The organism is Mesorhizobium sp. B2-4-12 (assembly GCF_006441575.1).
Taxonomy (GTDB): Bacteria; Pseudomonadota; Alphaproteobacteria; order Rhizobiales; family Rhizobiaceae; genus Mesorhizobium.
The window spans coordinates 1-15,964 of record NZ_VFVC01000047.1 but is presented as its reverse complement, the minus strand read 5'-3'; the positions used below and the strand labels follow the sequence as shown (position 1 = coordinate 15,964).

Annotated in this window: 15 protein-coding genes; 11 read left to right on the top strand and 4 right to left on the bottom strand. The window is 63.9% G+C overall.

From position 1 onward, the window contains the following. The first annotated feature begins 64 nt into the window (after positions 1-64). The 11 genes from FJ934_RS23005 to FJ934_RS22955 all read left to right on the top strand — a co-directional run bounded on the left by FJ934_RS23005 (position 65) and on the right by FJ934_RS22955 (position 12,039). Entirely contained in the window at positions 65-964 is a 900-nt protein-coding gene (locus tag FJ934_RS23005) for a LysR family transcriptional regulator (protein ID WP_140612734.1), read from the top strand. Between the two features lie 135 nt (positions 965-1,099). Continuing rightward, positions 1,100-1,579 carry a formate dehydrogenase subunit gamma gene (locus FJ934_RS23000; RefSeq protein ID WP_140612733.1) on the top strand — a complete coding sequence of 160 codons (480 nt, stop codon included), beginning with the start codon at positions 1,100-1,102 and terminating at the stop codon, positions 1,577-1,579. Further along, positions 1,576-3,132 (top strand): NADH-quinone oxidoreductase subunit NuoF, encoded by a 1,557-nt coding sequence (locus FJ934_RS22995; protein WP_140612732.1) that lies wholly within the window; start codon positions 1,576-1,578, stop codon positions 3,130-3,132. Before FJ934_RS23000 ends, FJ934_RS22995 begins: the two co-directional genes overlap by 4 nt. A 10-nt stretch (positions 3,133-3,142) precedes the next feature. Then, the gene (gene fdhF, locus FJ934_RS22990; protein WP_140612731.1) at positions 3,143-6,055 is read left to right on the top strand and encodes a formate dehydrogenase subunit alpha; all 2,913 of its coding nucleotides are present in this window, start codon (positions 3,143-3,145) and stop codon (positions 6,053-6,055) included. A gap of 2 nt (positions 6,056-6,057) precedes the next feature. Next, the gene (fdhD, locus tag FJ934_RS22985; protein ID WP_140612730.1) at positions 6,058-6,888 is read left to right on the top strand and encodes a formate dehydrogenase accessory sulfurtransferase FdhD; all 831 of its coding nucleotides are present in this window, start codon (positions 6,058-6,060) and stop codon (positions 6,886-6,888) included. Beyond that, positions 6,878-7,189: a formate dehydrogenase subunit delta gene (locus FJ934_RS22980; RefSeq protein WP_140612729.1), complete on the top strand. Its 312-nt coding sequence runs from the start codon at positions 6,878-6,880 to the stop codon at positions 7,187-7,189. Before fdhD ends, FJ934_RS22980 begins: the two co-directional genes overlap by 11 nt. Positions 7,190-7,299: 110 nt before the next feature. Beyond that, positions 7,300-8,853, top strand: a complete 1,554-nt coding sequence (locus tag FJ934_RS22975; protein ID WP_140612728.1) for an alpha/beta fold hydrolase — start codon at positions 7,300-7,302, stop codon at positions 8,851-8,853. Positions 8,854-8,961: 108 nt separating this feature from the next. Continuing rightward, positions 8,962-9,441: a carboxymuconolactone decarboxylase family protein gene (locus tag FJ934_RS22970; protein WP_140612727.1), complete on the top strand. Its 480-nt coding sequence runs from the start codon at positions 8,962-8,964 to the stop codon at positions 9,439-9,441. Positions 9,442-9,520: 79 nt separating this feature from the next. Beyond that, a complete protein-coding gene (locus tag FJ934_RS22965) occupies positions 9,521-9,883 on the top strand; it encodes a nuclear transport factor 2 family protein (RefSeq protein WP_140612726.1) in 363 nt (120 codons plus the stop codon). A 124-nt stretch (positions 9,884-10,007) separates the two neighbouring features. Then, positions 10,008-10,322 (top strand): hypothetical protein, encoded by a 315-nt coding sequence (locus FJ934_RS22960; RefSeq protein WP_140612725.1) that lies wholly within the window; start codon positions 10,008-10,010, stop codon positions 10,320-10,322. Between the two features lie 307 nt (positions 10,323-10,629). Continuing rightward, the gene (locus FJ934_RS22955; protein WP_140612724.1) at positions 10,630-12,039 is read left to right on the top strand and encodes an FAD-binding oxidoreductase; all 1,410 of its coding nucleotides are present in this window, start codon (positions 10,630-10,632) and stop codon (positions 12,037-12,039) included. 82 nt (positions 12,040-12,121) lie between these two features. Here the strand turns inward: FJ934_RS22955 and FJ934_RS22950 are convergent, their stop codons facing one another. From FJ934_RS22950 to FJ934_RS22935, 4 genes are read right to left on the bottom strand one after another with little or no spacing between them, the layout of a single operon-like run. Next, on the bottom strand, positions 12,122-12,607 hold the full coding sequence (locus tag FJ934_RS22950; RefSeq protein ID WP_140612723.1) for an ester cyclase: 486 nt from the start codon (positions 12,605-12,607) through the stop codon (positions 12,122-12,124). A gap of 44 nt (positions 12,608-12,651) precedes the next feature. Then, on the bottom strand, positions 12,652-14,079 hold the full coding sequence (locus tag FJ934_RS22945; RefSeq protein WP_140612722.1) for a gamma-aminobutyraldehyde dehydrogenase: 1,428 nt from the start codon (positions 14,077-14,079) through the stop codon (positions 12,652-12,654). A gap of 25 nt (positions 14,080-14,104) precedes the next feature. After that, entirely contained in the window at positions 14,105-14,920 is an 816-nt protein-coding gene (locus FJ934_RS22940) for an ABC transporter permease (RefSeq protein WP_140612721.1), read from the bottom strand. Continuing rightward, entirely contained in the window at positions 14,910-15,815 is a 906-nt protein-coding gene (locus FJ934_RS22935) for an ABC transporter permease (protein ID WP_210241974.1), read from the bottom strand. Before FJ934_RS22935 ends, FJ934_RS22940 begins: the two co-directional genes overlap by 11 nt. Between the last annotated feature and the right edge of the window lie 149 nt (positions 15,816-15,964).

The following is a 15,964-nucleotide window of genomic DNA, read 5'->3' as shown; positions in this document are numbered from 1 at the left end:
GATTGTGTCGTTGTGACGCCGGCACCATCTGGCGCAGCCGTCCTGCGCCCGATAGCTTGCGTCGATGATCGACAAGCTGGAATTCTTCATCGCGCTGGCCAAGGAGGAGCATTTCGGCCGGGCGGCTGAAGTGTGCGGCGTCACCCAGCCGACCTTGTCGGCCGGCATCAAGCAGTTGGAAGGCCAGCTTGGCGTAATGCTGGTGCTGCGCGGCTCGCGCTTCCAGGGCCTGACGCCGGAAGGCAAGCAGGTGCTGGTGTGGGCGCGCCGCATCGTCGGCGATTCAAGAACCATGCGCGAAGAGATGCGGGCGGCGCGCTACGGCCTTTCCGGACGCATCCGCATCGCCGCCATCCCCACGGCCCTTGCCATGGTGGCACGGCTGACGACACCGTTTCGGGCCAAGCACCCCGGCGTCACCTTTTCCGTGCTGTCGCGCACATCGATCGAGGTGCTGTCGCTACTCGGCAATTTCGACATCGACGCCGGCATCACCTATCTCGACAACGAGCCGCTTGGGCGGGTGACCAGCGTGCCGCTCTACGACGAGCGCTATCAGCTGATCACGGCGGTCGGGAACCCCTATTTCGACCGCGACAAAGTGACATGGGCGGAGCTCAGCAGCCTGCCGCTCTGCCTCTTGACGCCGGATATGCAGAACCGCCGCATCATCGACCAGCATCTGGCCGAGGCCGGGGTGCAGGTGCGGCCGACGCTCGAATCCAACTCGATGATCGTGCTGTTCTCGCATATCCGCACCGGCAAATGGTCGTCAATCATGCCGCTCAACTTGGCGGAAACATTCGGCTTCTCCGAGCCGATCCGGGCCATTCCGATCGTCGAGCCCGATGCCAGCCACACGGTCGGCCTGGTGGCGGCGCCGCGTGAGCCGCACACGCCGCTGGTGCAGGCGCTGCTGGACGAGGCGATGGCGCTGGCGGACGATTTCCGCGCACATCGCTAGGGTAGAGAATGGCGGCTGGATGTGGTTGATAGAAAATTTCTATCGAGCAACGGATCAGCTTTATTGATTTCGCGGGTTTTTCCTGTTTTTGAAAAGACTTAGCGTTAGAGCACTATCGACCAGGGAGGGCGCTGCATGACGATGCAGCCTGCAAGTACCGAGATCGCATCGCGCACGGCGGCGATCATTCAGGAGTTGAAGGGCCTCGAAGGTCCGCTGCTGCCTATCCTCCATGAGATACAGGAAGAGTTCGGCCATGTGCCGCAAGACGCCCTGCCCGTCATTGCCGACGGGCTGAACCTCTCCAGGGCGGAGGTGCACGGCGTCGTGACCTTCTATCATGATTTCCGTGCCCGACCGGCCGGCCGCCACGTACTCAAGCTCTGCCAGGCGGAAGCCTGCCAGTCGATGGGTTCCGATGCGGTCGCCGCCAAGGTCAAACAGTTGCTCGGCATCGATTTCCACGAGACCACCCGCGACGGATCGGTTACACTCGAACCGGTCTATTGTCTCGGGCTTTGCGCCTGTTCGCCATCGGCGATGCTCGACGGCGAGGTGATCGGGCGGCTCGATGACGACAAGATCGACGAGATCGTTGCCGAGGTGCGCTCATGATCCCCCGCATCTACATTCCCGGCGATTCCGGCGCGCTGGCTCTCGGCGCCGAAAAGGTCGCCAAGGCTGTTCGCGCGGAACTCGCCGAGCGTGGCATCGAGGCCAAGATCGTACGCAACGGCTCGCGCGGCGCCTATTTCCTCGAACCGATGGTCGAGGTGGCGACCGCCAATGGCCGCGTCGCTTACGGGCCGGTGAAACCCTCCGAGGTCAAGAGTCTGTTCGACAGCGGCTTCCTCACCGGCGGCCACCATAAGCGCTGGCTGGGCGCGCCGGACAAGATCCCGTTCCTGGCCAAGCAGACGCGCCTGACCTTTGCCCGCTGCGGCATCAACGACCCGCTGTCGCTCGACGCCTACAAATCGCTCGGCGGGCTGAAAGGCCTGCAGAACGCGGTCGCAATGGCGCCAGCCGATATCGTCAAGCAGGTCACGGAGTCCGGCCTGCGCGGACGCGGCGGCGCCGGTTTCCCGACCGGCATCAAATGGAAGACGGTGCTCGATACGGCGGGCGATCGCAAATACATCGTCTGCAACGCCGATGAGGGCGACAGCGCCACCTTCGCCGACCGCATGATCATGGAAGGCGATCCCTTCGTGCTGATCGAGGGCATGGCGATCGCCGGCATCGCCACCGGCGCGACCAAAGGCTTCGTCTATATCCGCTCGGAATATCCGCATGCGGTGGCCATCATGAACAAGGCCGTCGAAATCGCCCGCGAGGCGGGCGTGCTCGGCGTCAACGTGCTGGGTTCCCCCAACGCGTTCGACATGGAAATCCGCGCCGGCGCCGGCGCCTATGTCTGCGGCGAGGAGACCTCGCTCTTGAACAGCCTGGAGGGCAAGCGCGGCGTGGTGCGCGCCAAGCCGCCGCTGCCGGCGATCCAGGGCTTGTTCGGCAAACCGACGGTGATCAACAATGTCATCTCGCTGGCCTCCGTGCCGATCATCATGGACAGGGGCGCCGCCTTCTACAAGGATTTCGGCATGGGCCGCTCGCGCGGCACGATCCCGATCCAGATCGCCGGCAATATCAAACATGGCGGCCTGTTCGAAACGGCCTTCGGCCTGACGCTCGGCGAGATCGTCGATGATATCGGCGGCGGCACGGCGACCGGGCGTCCGGTCAAGGCGGTGCAGGTCGGCGGGCCGCTCGGCGCCTATTTCCCGCGCGCGCTGTTCGACACGCCGTTCGACTACGAGGCTTTCGCCGCGAAGGACGGTCTGATCGGCCATGCCGGCATCACCGTCTTCGACGACACAGCCGACATGCTGAAGCAGGCGCGCTTCGCCATGGAGTTCTGCGCCATCGAAAGCTGCGGCAAGTGCACGCCCTGCCGCATCGGTTCGACGCGCGGGGTGGAGACCATCGACAGGCTCGCCGCCGGCATCGAACCGGAAAAGAACCTGGCTCTGGTCACCGACCTCTGCAACACGATGAAGTTCGGATCGCTGTGCGCGCTGGGCGGCTTCACGCCCTACCCGGTGATGAGCTCGATCACGCATTTCCCCGAGGATTTCAAGCCCGCGCCGGCGCGCGTGGCTGCTGAATAGGAGCTGGCAGATGAACATCAAGGCCGACTTCCCGACGCTCATCGAAGAACTCGACTACGGAACCCCGGAATCGAAAGCGACGAAGCAAATCACACTGGTCGTCGACGGCCGCAGCATCAGCGTGCCGGAAGGCACCTCGATCATGCGCGCGGCGATGGAGGGCGGGGTCGAAATCCCGAAACTCTGCGCCACCGACATGCTGGACTCCTTCGGCTCCTGCCGCGTTTGCCTGGTTGAGATCGAAGGGCGCGGCGGCACGCCGGCCTCCTGCACGACGCCGGTCGGCGAAGGTATGATTGTACACACGCAGTCGGATCGCCTTGACGCCATCCGCCGTGGCGTCATGGAGCTCTATGTTTCCGACCATCCGACCGGCTGGAACGAAAAGGCCGGCACCGGCGCCAGCGAGTTCGACACGGTGGCGAAATCGGTCGGCCTGACCGAGAACCGCTACGGCATCGACGGGCGCAACCACGTCAAGCAGGAAGACGGCGTCGCGCCCGGCCATGGCTCGCTGGCGGTGGACTACATTGCCCGTGATGAATCGAACCCTTACTTCACCTATGATCCGGCCCAATGCATCGTCTGCTCGCGCTGCGTGCGCGCCTGCGAAGAGGTGCAGGGCACGTTCGCGCTGACCATCGAGGGCCGCGGCTTCGAATCGCGCATGGTGGCCGGCATGCACGAGGATTTCATCGCCTCGGAATGCGTCTCCTGCGGCGCCTGCGTACAGGCCTGTCCGACCGATGCTCTGCGCGAGAAGACCGTGCTCGAGAAGGGGCTGCCGGAGCGTTCTGCTGTCACCACCTGCGCCTATTGCGGCGTCGGCTGCTCGTTCAAGGCCGAGGTAAAGGGCGACGAGGTCATCCGCATGATGCCCTACAAGGAGGGCAAGGCAAACCACGGCCACTCGTGTGTGAAGGGCCGTTTCGCATACGGCTACGCCACCCACAAGGACCGTATCCTGTCGCCGATGATCCGCGAGAAGGTGAGCGATCCCTGGCGTGAAGTGAGTTGGGAAGAGGCGATCGCCCATACGGCGAAGGAATTCCGCCGCATCCAGTATCAGTATGGACGCGCATCCATCGGCGGCATCACCTCCTCGCGCTGCACGAACGAAGAGACCTACCTCGTCCAGAAGCTGGTTCGGCAGGGCTTCCGCAACAACAATGTCGACACCTGCGCGCGCGTCTGCCATTCGCCGACCGGCTACGGCCTCGGCCAGACCTACGGCACCTCGGCCGGCACGCAGGATTTCGATTCCGTCGAATTCACCGACGTCGCCGTCGTCATCGGCGCCAATCCGGCTACCGCCCATCCGGTGTTCGCCTCGCGGTTGAAGAAGCGGTTGCGCGAGGGCGCCAAGCTGATCGTGCTCGATCCGCGGCGCACCGAGATGGTCAAGTCGGCGCATATCGAGGCGGAGTACCACCTGCCATTGAAGCCCGGCACCAATGTGGCCGTGCTGACGGCGCTGGCGCATGTCATCGTCACCGAGGGCCTGTTCGACGAAGCCTTCATCCGCGAGCGCTGCGACTGGGCGGAGTTCCAGGACTGGGCATCGTTCGTGGCACTGCCGGAAAACAGCCCCGAAACCGTCGGCAAGCTGTCGGGCGTCGATCCCGAGTTGATCCGCGGTGCAGCGCGTCTCTACGCCACCGGCGGCAACGGCGCGATCTACTACGGCCTGGGCGTGACGGAACACAGCCAAGGCTCGACCACCGTGATGGCGATCGCCAACCTTGCCATGGCCACCGGCAATATCGGCCGGCCGGGCGTCGGCGTGAACCCGCTGCGCGGCCAGAACAATGTGCAGGGTTCCTGCGACATGGGCTCCTTCCCGCACGAATTGCCCGGCTATCGCCATATCTCCGGTGAAGCCGTGCGCGACATCTATGAGAGCCTATGGGGCGTGAAGCTCGACGACGAGCCGGGCCTGCGCATCCCCAACATGCTGGATGCCGCCGTCGACGGCAGCTTCAAGGGCATCTACATTCAGGGCGAGGACATCCTGCAGTCCGACCCCGACACCAAGCATGTCGCCGCCGGCCTCGCCGCGATGGAATGCGTGGTTGTGCACGATCTCTTCCTCAACGAGACGGCGAACTACGCGCATGTCTTCCTGCCGGGCTCGACCTTCCTCGAAAAGGACGGCACCTTCACCAACGCCGAGCGCCGCATCAACATGGTGCGAAAGGTTCTGGAGCCCAAGGCGCGCTACGCCGACTGGGAGGCGACGCAGGTGCTTGCCCGCGCCATGGGGCTGGACTGGAACTATCAGCATCCCTCCGAGATCATGGACGAGATCGCCAAGACGACACCGAGCTTCGCCAACGTCTCCTTCGAACTGCTCGACCGTGTCGGATCCGTGCAATGGCCCTGCAATGACAAGGCGCCGCTCGGCACCCCGATCATGCATGTCGACGGGTTCGTGCGCGGCAAGGGCAAGTTCATCCGCACCGAATATGTCGCGACCGACGAGAGGACCGGGCCGCGGTTCCCGCTGCTGCTCACCACAGGCCGCATCCTGAGCCAATACAATGTCGGCGCACAGACGCGGCGTACCGACAATGTCCTGTGGCATTCGGAGGACCGGCTGGAGATCCATCCCCACGATGCCGAAAACCGCGGCCTGCGCGATGGTGACTGGGTGCGGCTGACCAGCCGTTCGGGCGAGACGACGCTGCGGGCGCTGATCACCGACCGGGTGTCGCCCGGCGTGGTCTATACGACCTTCCACCATCCCGACACGCAGGCCAACGTCATCACCACCGACTTCTCCGACTGGGCGACCAACTGTCCGGAGTACAAGGTGACGGCGGTCCAGGTCGGTGCCTCCAACGGGCCGTCGGACTGGCAGCGTGACTATGAGGAGCAGGCGCGCAACAGCCGGCGCATCGCTCCGCTGCAGGCGGCGGAGTAGTCTTGAGCGCGCGCCGCAAAGCCACGACACAGATCTCGCGGCTGGCGCACCGCGCCAGCGGCACCGCTGCCGCCAACCGCATGGTGCCGGAGGAGACGCCGGTGGCATTCTCCTTTGCCGGCACCACGCACGCGGTGATGATGGCAAGCCCGGCCGACTTCGAGGATTTCGCGCTCGGCTTCTCGCTCACTGAAGGCATCATCGCCGCTCCGGACGAGATCGAGGCGATCGAGGTCGAGGATCTCGGCGCTGGCATCGACATCCAGATCCGGCTGAAGGACCAGGCCAACACGCGCTTCGAAGCGCGGCGGCGGCGGCTTGCCGGGCCGGTCGGCTGCGGGCTCTGCGGCATCGAGTCCATCGAGGAAGCGATGCGTTCGGTCGACGCCGTCGGTGCGTCGAGGCTTACGCTTGAGGCGAATGATATTACCCGCTCGGTCAGGCTCTTGTCCAAGATGCAGCCGCTGCACAGCGAGACCGGTGCGGTACATGCCGCCGGCTTCTACATACCGGGCAAGGGCGTCGTCATGGCGCGCGAGGATGTCGGCCGCCACAATGCGCTGGACAAGCTGGCCGGCGCATTGGCGAAAGCCGGCATCGATGGCGCTTCGGGTGCCGTGATCGTCACGTCACGCGTCTCGGTAGAGATGGTGCAGAAGACGGCAGCGATCGGCTCTGCCTTCATCATCGCCGTCTCGGCCCCGACCGCGCTGGCCATCCGCACCGCGCAAGAGGCCGGCATGACGTTGGTGGCGTTGGTGCGCGGCGACGATTTCGATGTTTTCACCCAGCCCGACCGCGTGGTTTTCGGAGTTACCCAGCATGTCGCATGACGAAGATCACATCATGAGCACCAGCGAAAAACTGATACGCATGGCCAACCAGATCGCTGCCTTTTTCCATTCCAGGCCGCGCGAGGAAGGCATTACCGGCGTTGCCGAGCACATCAACAAGTTCTGGGAGCCGAGGATGCGGCGGCAGTTCTTCGAGATGCTGGACAGCGGCGCCGCAGGCTTCGACGAACTCGTCGTGGTAGCCGCCGCCAGGATCAAGCGCCCAATCACGCCGCCCGAGGCGGATTTGAAACTCGGGCTCAAGGTTCCTCCGGGCGACGCTGTCGCGTCGCAGAAATAGCCGGGGGCCCGGCAGCTTATATTCCTTTCCGCTAAAGTTTAAGCTGCCGCAATCGACGCGGCTCTGCTATGGTCGGCGATCAGAAATCGTCAGGCCAGGCGGAAAAACTCGTGAGGCCGATCGAGACTCGATATGCCCTAAGCGGCGAGGTGCGGATCGCCTATCAGGTGGTCGGCCAGGGGTCGCTTGATCTCGTCTTCATCCCTGGTTTCATTTCCAATCTCGACCTGCATTGGGAAGACGAGGGCTATACCAGGCTCCTGAAACGGCTTTCGGCATTCTCGCGGCTGATCCTGTTCGACAAGCGCGGCACGGGTCTTTCCGACCGTGTCGATGTCCATCACCTGCCCAGCCTCGAAACCCGCATGGACGATGTGCGCGCGGTGATGGACGCGACCGGCAGCGGTCGGGCCGCATTGCTCGGGGCCTCCGAGGGCGCGCCGATGGCAATGCTGTTTGCCGCCACATATCCGGAGCGGACGCGAGCACTGGCGCTCTATGGCGGCTATGCACATTTCCACAAATGGGTGATGCCGCCCGAACGGCTCGATGCCTTCATCGAAACGGCCGAAACGGGCTGGGGCACCGGCGCCACCTTGCCCAATTTCGCACCCGGCCGGGTGGATGACCCGCATTTCTCGACCTGGTGGGCGCGCTTCGAGCGGCAGTCGGCGAGCCCGACGGCGGCAGCGGCACTGGCACGGATGAACGCGGAAATCGATGTGCGCGGCGTGCTGGCGGCGATCAGCGCGCCAACGCTGCTGATCCACCGCCGCAACGATGCCCGGGTCGATCCCGACGCCAGCCGATTCCTGGCCAGGAATATCCCGAATGCGCGGCTGGCCGAGATCCCCGGACGCGACCATCCAATCTGGACTGGCGATGTTGACCGGGTGGCCGACCTGATCGAGGAATTCCTCACCGGCGAATGCGCCGTGACAGAAGCCGAACGCGTCCTGGCGGCGCTCCTGGTGACACGCATCTACGACACGGCAAGGCTTGGCGACCGGATGTGGAGCGAACGCAGCCAGCGCTTCCAGGAAACATGGCGAACGCTTGTCGGGCGCCATGGCGGGCGCTGCGTGGATATGCATGGCGAAATGATGATTTCTCGTTTCGACGGGCCAGGGCGTGCCTTGCGTTGCGCGGCGGCGTTGCGCGAGGCGGCGCAGCAAATCGGCGTGGCGAGTGCCCAGGGCGCGCATGTCGGCGAGATCGAGGCGCGCGGGCCACCGGCCGGATTGACAGGCCGCGTTACAATGCACCTCGCCACCCATGCCGGGCGCGGCGACATACTGGCGTCGCGGCTGGTCGCGGATCTGGCGGCCGGCTCCGGGCTTCATTTCGCCGACGCCGGCCGCATCAGCATCGACGAGTTGGACGAGCCCATGGCACTTGTCCGGGCGATGTCCGAACAGCATCTGGAACCGGCCTGCCGCCCCAAGGCCAAGGCGACCGAGCCGGCTTGCCTGACGGCGCGCGAGAGCGAGGTCGTGAATCTGATCGCCGACGGCAAGAGCAATGCAGCGATCGCCGCCGAACTCAGGCTGAGCGAACATACAGTCAAGCGCCATGTCGCCAACATACTGCTCAAGCTCGACCTGCCATCGCGGGCGGCCGCGGCGGCATTTTCCGTCAGGCACACTGGCCTGGATGGGCCATGAGAGCCATGGCGCTTTCGGGCGAAGCGGCCCTGCCGATGCAGGCGCTATCAATTCCCCCATGCAGGCCAGGCGGATATAGCCAGTAAAGCACTGCGAACGGAGGATGAAATGCTCAAGTCGAAACTGAATGTCAGATCACTTTTGATCGCGGCAAGCATTGGCGCACTGTCGGCGATCTCTCCCGCAAAAGCCGAGGACGCATCGGCGACAGCCGCCTACAAGGACATCCAGGCGACGCTCGGCTCGGTGCCGGACATGTTCAAGACACTGCCTGACGTCGCCATCGCCGGTGCCTGGGCCGAGATCAAGGGCGTGCAGCTCAATCCCAAAACCGCACTTGACGCCAAGACCAAGGAGTTGATGGGCCTCGCGGTCGCCTCGCAGATCCCATGCCAGTATTGCATCTATTTCCACACCGAGGCGGCCAAGCTCAACGGCGCCAGCGACGAGGAGATCAAGGAGACGATCGCGATGGCGGCAATCGTGCGCCATTGGTCGACGATACTCAACGGCAGCCAGGTCGATCTGGCGACCTTCAAGAAGCAGACCGACGACGTGTTCGCGGCGGTCAAGGCAAAGTCGCAATGAACGACACTGCCCGTCGATGAACGTCGGGCACTTCCCGACATCAACCGCCCGACCGCGAAGATGGGCCATGGAGGATAAAATGTTGACCAAGACTTCCGCAGTGGACGGCACAGCGATCAAGAAGGCGATCGAAGGCCGTGACGGCAAGATGCTGTCGGGCTTCTATGCCGACGATGCGACGGTGCGGGTGATCGACCGCAACAATCCGCCGAGCAAGCCGCGCGAGATCCGCGGCCGCGCGGCGATCAGCATCTTCTGGGACGACATCTGCAGCCGGGCCATGACCCACAAGGTCGATGCCACCGTCGCGCAGGGCGACAGTCTCGCCTTCACCCAGGCCTGTGCCTATCCTGACGGCACGAAAGTGTTCTGCGCGTCGATGCTCGAGCTGAAGGACGGGCGCATCGCCCGGCAGACTGTCGTGCAAGCCTGGGACGAGTAGTCAACCGCGGAGCCTGTCCACCCCGATCGAATGGGATGGAGCTGTCTCAGTGCCGGAGCACGCCCTCAAAATCGGATGCCACTTTTGGGGATCATGCTCGGGCCGTAACCGGAGGAGAAGAAAAATGTTCAGCGCCAGATGGCAGATCGATGCCAAGTTCGGACACAAGCAGACCGTGCTCGAATTGATGAAGAAATGGGAGCGCGAAATCGGCTCACAAGTCGGTCTCGCCGACCTCGAGTTTCGGATCATGACCGGCTCGATCGGCGCCCGGGAGGCGACGGTCGAATCCCACCACCAGGTCGAGAGCCTGGCCCAGTTGGAGGCGTTCTTCGCCAAGATCGGCAAGATCGACGCGCACGCCAAATGGGGCAAGGAGATGGAGCCCTATGTCGTGTCGGGCACCAGCCTATGGCAGATTTTCCGCATCGTCGAGTAGAAGCGGTCGAGCGCCGGAAGAGGCCGACTGGCACGATGGACAAGAGCGGCCGACGAGCTGCCGCGTTCGTGGTGCAAGCAACCCAAGGACGAGGCTCGGCATCCCGCAGCTTGCGGAAGCCAGCCTATGGCTCTCATGGGCCATCATACCATTGGCCCTTTCGGGCGAAGCAGCGGAGAACCAGATCGGTGCAATGTGCCGCTCCTGCGCTATCCCTATGCACCCGCCGGATGGCGGCACAAACAAGTAACAAGATCAGTCCTCGCGGCGAAGCCGCATGGCGCGGGCGCAACCAGGGAGAAAACCGATGACCGACGGAACCCATGCAAAACTGCGTGAAGGCCTGCGCGGGGAGCTGATCCTGCGCGAGGATGGTGGATATGACGAAGCGCGCAGGGTCTATAACGGCATGATCGACAAGCGCCCGCTGCTGATTGCGCGCTGTGCCGATGTCGCCGACGTGATCACCGCCGTGGCGTATGCGCGCGACAACGACCTGCTGGTCGCCGTGCGCAGCGGAGGACATAACGGTGCCGGATTGGGAATTTGCGACAATGGCCTTGTCATCGACCTGTCGATGATGAAGGGGGTCCATGTCGATCCGAAAACCCGGACTGTGAGGGTCGCGCCCGGTTGCACCTCGGGTGACGTGGACCACGCCACCCATCCATTCGGGCTCGCCGTTCCGTTCGGCATCGTCTCGACCACGGGCGTCGCCGGCCTTACGCTCGGCGGTGGAACGGGCTATCTCACGCGCAAATACGGCCTCACGATCGACAATCTGATCGAGGCGGATCTGGTGCTCGCCGATGGCAGCCTGGTGACGGCCAGCAAAAGCGACAATCCCGACCTGTTCTGGGCGCTGCGGGGCGGCGGCGGCAATTTCGGCGTGGTGACCAGCTTCCTGTTCCAGGCACATCCTGTGGACATGATCTTCGGCGGCCCGGTATTCTGGGAGGCCAAGGACGCGCCAGCGGTCATGCGTACCTATCGCGATTATCTGCCGGAGGCACCAGAAGAGCTCGGCGCCTTTGTCGGGTTGAAGTCGGTCCCCTCGACCGACCCCTTCCCGCGCGAGTATTGGGGCAAGCGCGTTTGCGCCATTATCTCGTGCTACGACGGTACGGAGGAGGAGGGCCGCAAGGCCATGGCGCCGCTGCTGGATACCTTGCCGCCGCCGATCTTCAACTGGATGGGCGTAATGCCGTTCCCGGCGCTGCAGTCGCTGTTCGACCCGCTCCTTCCGAAAGGTCTGCAATGGTACTGGAAGGGCGATTTCGTCAAATCGCTTCCGGACGAAGCCATCGCGACCCATATCGCACAGGCCGCCCAGGCGCCCAGCGAATTGTCGCTCATGCATCTTTACCCGATCGACGGCGCGGTCCGCCGCGTCGGCAAGGACGAGACCGCCTGGAACGCGCGCGATGCAAACTGGTCGATGGTCATAGCGGCGATCGATCCCGATCCGGGTAAGGCCGCCGAACTGATCGAATGGGCCCGAAACTACTGGGCGAGCATCCATCCCCATAACGGCGAAGGCGGCTACGTGAATTTCATGATGGATGACGAAGGGGAACAGCGCCTGCGGGCGAGCTATGGCGCGAATTACGAGCGGCTGAGCCAGGTGAAGCGGACCTATGACCCATCCAACGTCTTCCGGGTCAACCAGAACATCAAACCCGCGACATCGGCCGAGCAGGGTAGGACGGCCGCATAGCTGCCGGGCCGCTGGTGCTTGTCGGTCCTTTGGTTCACATTCTCCCCGTGAACGGCGTTTACGGGGAGAATGGAAGCCGCGACTACATCAGGCCAAGCTGCTTGTAGAAGCCGAGCGCGTCGTAGTAGTCGCTCTGGGTCGCGATCTTGCCGTCCTTGATGGAAAACATCGAGGCGCCGGTGAAGGAGAACTTCTTGCCGGTCGCGGCCGTGCCATCGCCCCAGGCCCCGGTGTTGGTGCCGGAAAATTCCCATTCGAACGCAACGCGATCACCGTCGATGACGGGCTTGCCCTTCATCGTCCACACCGCGTCTGGGACGGCTTTGAGGAAATTGTCGATGACGCCGGTCTTGGCGGCTTCCTTGCCCGTGACCGGCTTGCCTACAGAAGCGTCGTAATAGGTGACCTCGTCGGCGAAATATCCGGCAGCCTTGGCCGAGTCATGTGCATTCCAGGCGGCGACATAGGCTTCGACCACCGCTTGCGCGGTATCGGCAGCAAGGGCTGGCGTTACGGCCAATAGTGTGGCGGCTACGGCCGCGGATGTCAGAAACTGGCGGCGATGCATGGTTCGTTCCTCCCTGGTTGAATGCTTGCGTTTTCTCGAAAATGTTACGTGTGCGCCACCATGACATGGCGCACGGCGGTATAGTCCTCGAGCGCGTAGAGCGACATGTCCTTGCCGTAGCCGGACTGCTTCAGTCCGCCATGCGGCATCTCGTTGGTCAGCATGAAATGGGTATTGATCCAGGTGCAGCCATATTGCAGGCGGGCGGCCGTCGCCATGGCGCGCGAGACGTCCTTGGTCCACACCGATGACGCCAGGCCATAGTCGCTGTCATTGGCCCATTTCACCGCCTCGTCGACTTCCGAGAAGCGGGTGACCGAGACGACCGGGCCGAACACTTCACGGCGCACGATCTCGTCCTCCTGCAGCGCGCCGGCAACGACGGTCGGCTGGTAGTAGAAGCCGGTGCCCTCGCCCGGCTTGCCGCCGGTGGTGATCTCGATGTGCTTCAATTCGGACGCGCGCTCGACGAAGCTCGACACGCGGTCGCGCTGGCGACGCGAGATCAGCGGGCCGATCTCGTTCTCGGTATCGTCAGCGCGATCATACTTTATGGTCGAGACGGCGGAGGAGAGATCGGCGACGAGCTTGTCGTAGATCTTCTTGCCGGCATAGATGCGGCAGGCGGCGGTGCAGTCCTGGCCGGCATTGTAGTAGCCGAAGGCGCGCAGGCCGTTGACCACCGCACCGAGATCGGCGTCGTCGAAGACGATGACCGGCGCCTTACCGCCAAGTTCCAGATGCGTGCGCTTGACCGACTTGGCGGCGGCCTGCAGCACCTTCTTGCCGGTGGCGACGTCACCGGTGATCGAGATCATGTTGATTTTGGGATGGTTGATCAGTGTGTTGCCGACGCTGTCGCCACGGCCGAGCACGACATTGACGACGCCTTCCGGCAGCACCTCGGCCAGAATCCTCGCCAGCTTCAGCGCCGTCAGCGGGGTCTGCTCCGACGGCTTGAAGACCACGGTGTTGCCGCCGGCGATGGCTGGCGCCAGCTTCCAGGCCATCATCATCAGCGGATAGTTCCACGGCGCTATCGAGGCGACGATGCCGATCGGATCGCGCCGCACCATCGAGGTGTGGCCCGGCAGATATTCGCCGGCGACGACCCCCGGCATCGAGCGGACCGCGCCGGCAAAAAAGCGATAGCAGTCGACGATCGCCGGGATCTCGTCATTGAGCACGGCATTGATCGGCTTGCCGCAATTCAGCGCCTCGAGCGTCGCGAACTCCTGCGCGGCGGCCTCGATACGGTCGGCGATCTTCAGCAGATAGCCGGAGCGCTGCGCCGGCGTGGTGCGCGACCAACTGACGAACGCTTGTTCGGCGGCACTGACGGCCGCCTCGATCTGCGCTGGGTTGGCTTCGGGCAGGTTGAGAATGTTGGCCCCGGTCTTCGGATTGAGGATCGGCTCCTCGGTTTCGGTGCCCTTCTCGAATTTCGAGCCGATCAGCATCTGGGTGTCCATGGACGTTTCTCCCTATGAACTGGCGTTATTTGCCCGAACCGGCGATCTGGTCGCCGTCGCGGGTCAGGTAATAGGCGAACAGGATCGGAAGCAGCGTCACCAGCACGACGACCATGGCCACGACGTTGGTGACCGGGCGCTGGCGCGGGCGGATCAGTTCCTCAAGCATCCAGATCGGCACGGTCTGCTGCTGGCCGGCGGTGAAGGTGGTGACGATGACCTCATCGAACGACAAAGCGAAGGCCAGCATGCCGCCGGCAAGAAGCGCAGTTGCGATGTTGGGCAGTACGACGTGCCGGAAGGTCTGGAAGCCGTCGGCGCCGAGATCCATCGAGGCCTCGATCATCGAGCCCGAGGTGCGGCGGAAGCGGGCGACCGCGTTGTTGTAGACGACGACCACGCAGAAAGTGGCGTGGCCGAGCACGATCGTCCAGAACGAGAAGGGGATGTCGGCCAGCGCAAAGGCCGAGCGCAGCGCGATGCCGGTGATGATGCCGGGCAGAGCGATCGGCAGGATGACCAGCAGCGAGATCGTCTCGCGGCCGAAGAATTTCGTCCGCGAGACCGCGGCGGCGCAAAGCGTGCCCAGCACCAGCGCAATCGTGGTCGAGATGGCGGCGACGCGCACCGACAGCGACAGCGCCTGCCAGACGTCGGGCCGGTTCCAGGTGACGGCGAACCATTGGGTGGTGAGCCCCGGCGGCGGCCAGACGAAACTCTTCTCCTCCGTGGTGAAGGCATAGACGAAGATCAGCAGGATCGGCAGGTGCAGGAAGAGCAGGCCGCAGGCGGCTGATATCTTCAGGCCGAGGGGGGCGGATTGGCCACGGTCAGAGCGCATCGAAGGCCCCCATGCGTTTGGCGCCCCAGAGGTAGAACCCCATGATGACGATGGGCACCACGGTGAAGGCGGCGGCGAGCGGAATGTTGCCGGCCGTGCCCTGCTGGGAATAGACCGCCTGGCCGATGAACAGGCGCGAGGTACCGATGATCTGGGGTATGATGTAGTCGCCCAATGTCAGCGAGAAGGTGAAGATCGAGCCGGCGACGATGCCAGGCAGCGCCAGCGGGAACAGCACGTTGCGAAAGGTCTGGCCGGGCGAAGCGCCGAGATCGGACGAGGCTTCCACCAGGTTGCCGGGCACGCGTTCGAGTGCCGCCTGCACCGGCAGGATCATGAACGGCAGCCAGACATAGACGAAGACGATGAAGGTGCCGGTGAACGACACCGACAGCGAGTTGCCGCCGACGACCGGCAACGACAGCCATGCATCGAGCAGCCACAACAGATTGAGCTTGGCGAGCAGCCAGGTCAGGATGCCTTCCTTGGCGAGGATCAGCTTCCAGGCATAGATCTTGACCAGGTAGCTCGACCACAGCGGCAGCATGACGCCGAGATAGAACAGCGCCTTCCAGCGGCCGCGCGCATAACGCGCGGCATAGTAGGCAATCGGGAAGGCGACGACGGCCGAGGCCAGCGTGACCAGCGCCGCCATCGTCACCGTGCGCAGGATGATGTCGAGATTGGCGGCCTGGAACAGGTCGCCATAGGTCTTCAGCGTGAACTGGCGGTTGATGAGGCCGGAGTACTCGTCGATGGAAAAGAAGCTCTGTGCCAGCAGAGCGAACAGCGAGCCGATATAGACGATGCCGAGCCACAGCACCGGCGGCAGGAGCATCAAAAGCAAAAGCAGTTGGGGCCTGCGCCAGAACAGATCGGAGAGCGCGCCGCGCATGCCGCCGCTGCCGGGCAGGATGGCGGGGGCGGGATTGGAGTTGAGCGCCGCGACTGTCATGACGACACACCGCCTCGGGCGGAGGAATGGGAGAAGCCGCGATCCTTCGCGCCCCCCTCTGTCCTGCCGGACATCTCCCCCTCTAGGGG

Bases quoted from the DNA above. Each gene is read 5' to 3' on its own strand.
- FJ934_RS23005 (WP_140612734.1), top strand. From the start codon at position 65: ATGATCGACAAGCTGGAATTCTTCATCGCGCTGGCCAAGGAGGAGCAT.
- FJ934_RS23000 (WP_140612733.1), top strand. From the start codon at position 1,100: ATGACGATGCAGCCTGCAAGTACCGAGATCGCATCGCGCACGGCGGCG.
- FJ934_RS22995 (WP_140612732.1), top strand. From the start codon at position 1,576: ATGATCCCCCGCATCTACATTCCCGGCGATTCCGGCGCGCTGGCTCTC.
- fdhF (WP_140612731.1), top strand. From the start codon at position 3,143: ATGAACATCAAGGCCGACTTCCCGACGCTCATCGAAGAACTCGACTAC.
- FJ934_RS22980 (WP_140612729.1), top strand. From the start codon at position 6,878: ATGTCGCATGACGAAGATCACATCATGAGCACCAGCGAAAAACTGATA.
- FJ934_RS22970 (WP_140612727.1), top strand. From the start codon at position 8,962: ATGCTCAAGTCGAAACTGAATGTCAGATCACTTTTGATCGCGGCAAGC.
- FJ934_RS22965 (WP_140612726.1), top strand. From the start codon at position 9,521: ATGTTGACCAAGACTTCCGCAGTGGACGGCACAGCGATCAAGAAGGCG.
- FJ934_RS22960 (WP_140612725.1), top strand. From the start codon at position 10,008: ATGTTCAGCGCCAGATGGCAGATCGATGCCAAGTTCGGACACAAGCAG.
- FJ934_RS22955 (WP_140612724.1), top strand. From the start codon at position 10,630: ATGACCGACGGAACCCATGCAAAACTGCGTGAAGGCCTGCGCGGGGAG.
- FJ934_RS22950 (WP_140612723.1), bottom strand. From the start codon at position 12,607: ATGCATCGCCGCCAGTTTCTGACATCCGCGGCCGTAGCCGCCACACTA.
- FJ934_RS22945 (WP_140612722.1), bottom strand. From the start codon at position 14,079: ATGGACACCCAGATGCTGATCGGCTCGAAATTCGAGAAGGGCACCGAA.
- FJ934_RS22940 (WP_140612721.1), bottom strand. From the start codon at position 14,920: ATGCGCTCTGACCGTGGCCAATCCGCCCCCCTCGGCCTGAAGATATCA.
- FJ934_RS22935 (WP_210241974.1), bottom strand. From the start codon at position 15,815: ATGCGCGGCGCGCTCTCCGATCTGTTCTGGCGCAGGCCCCAACTGCTT.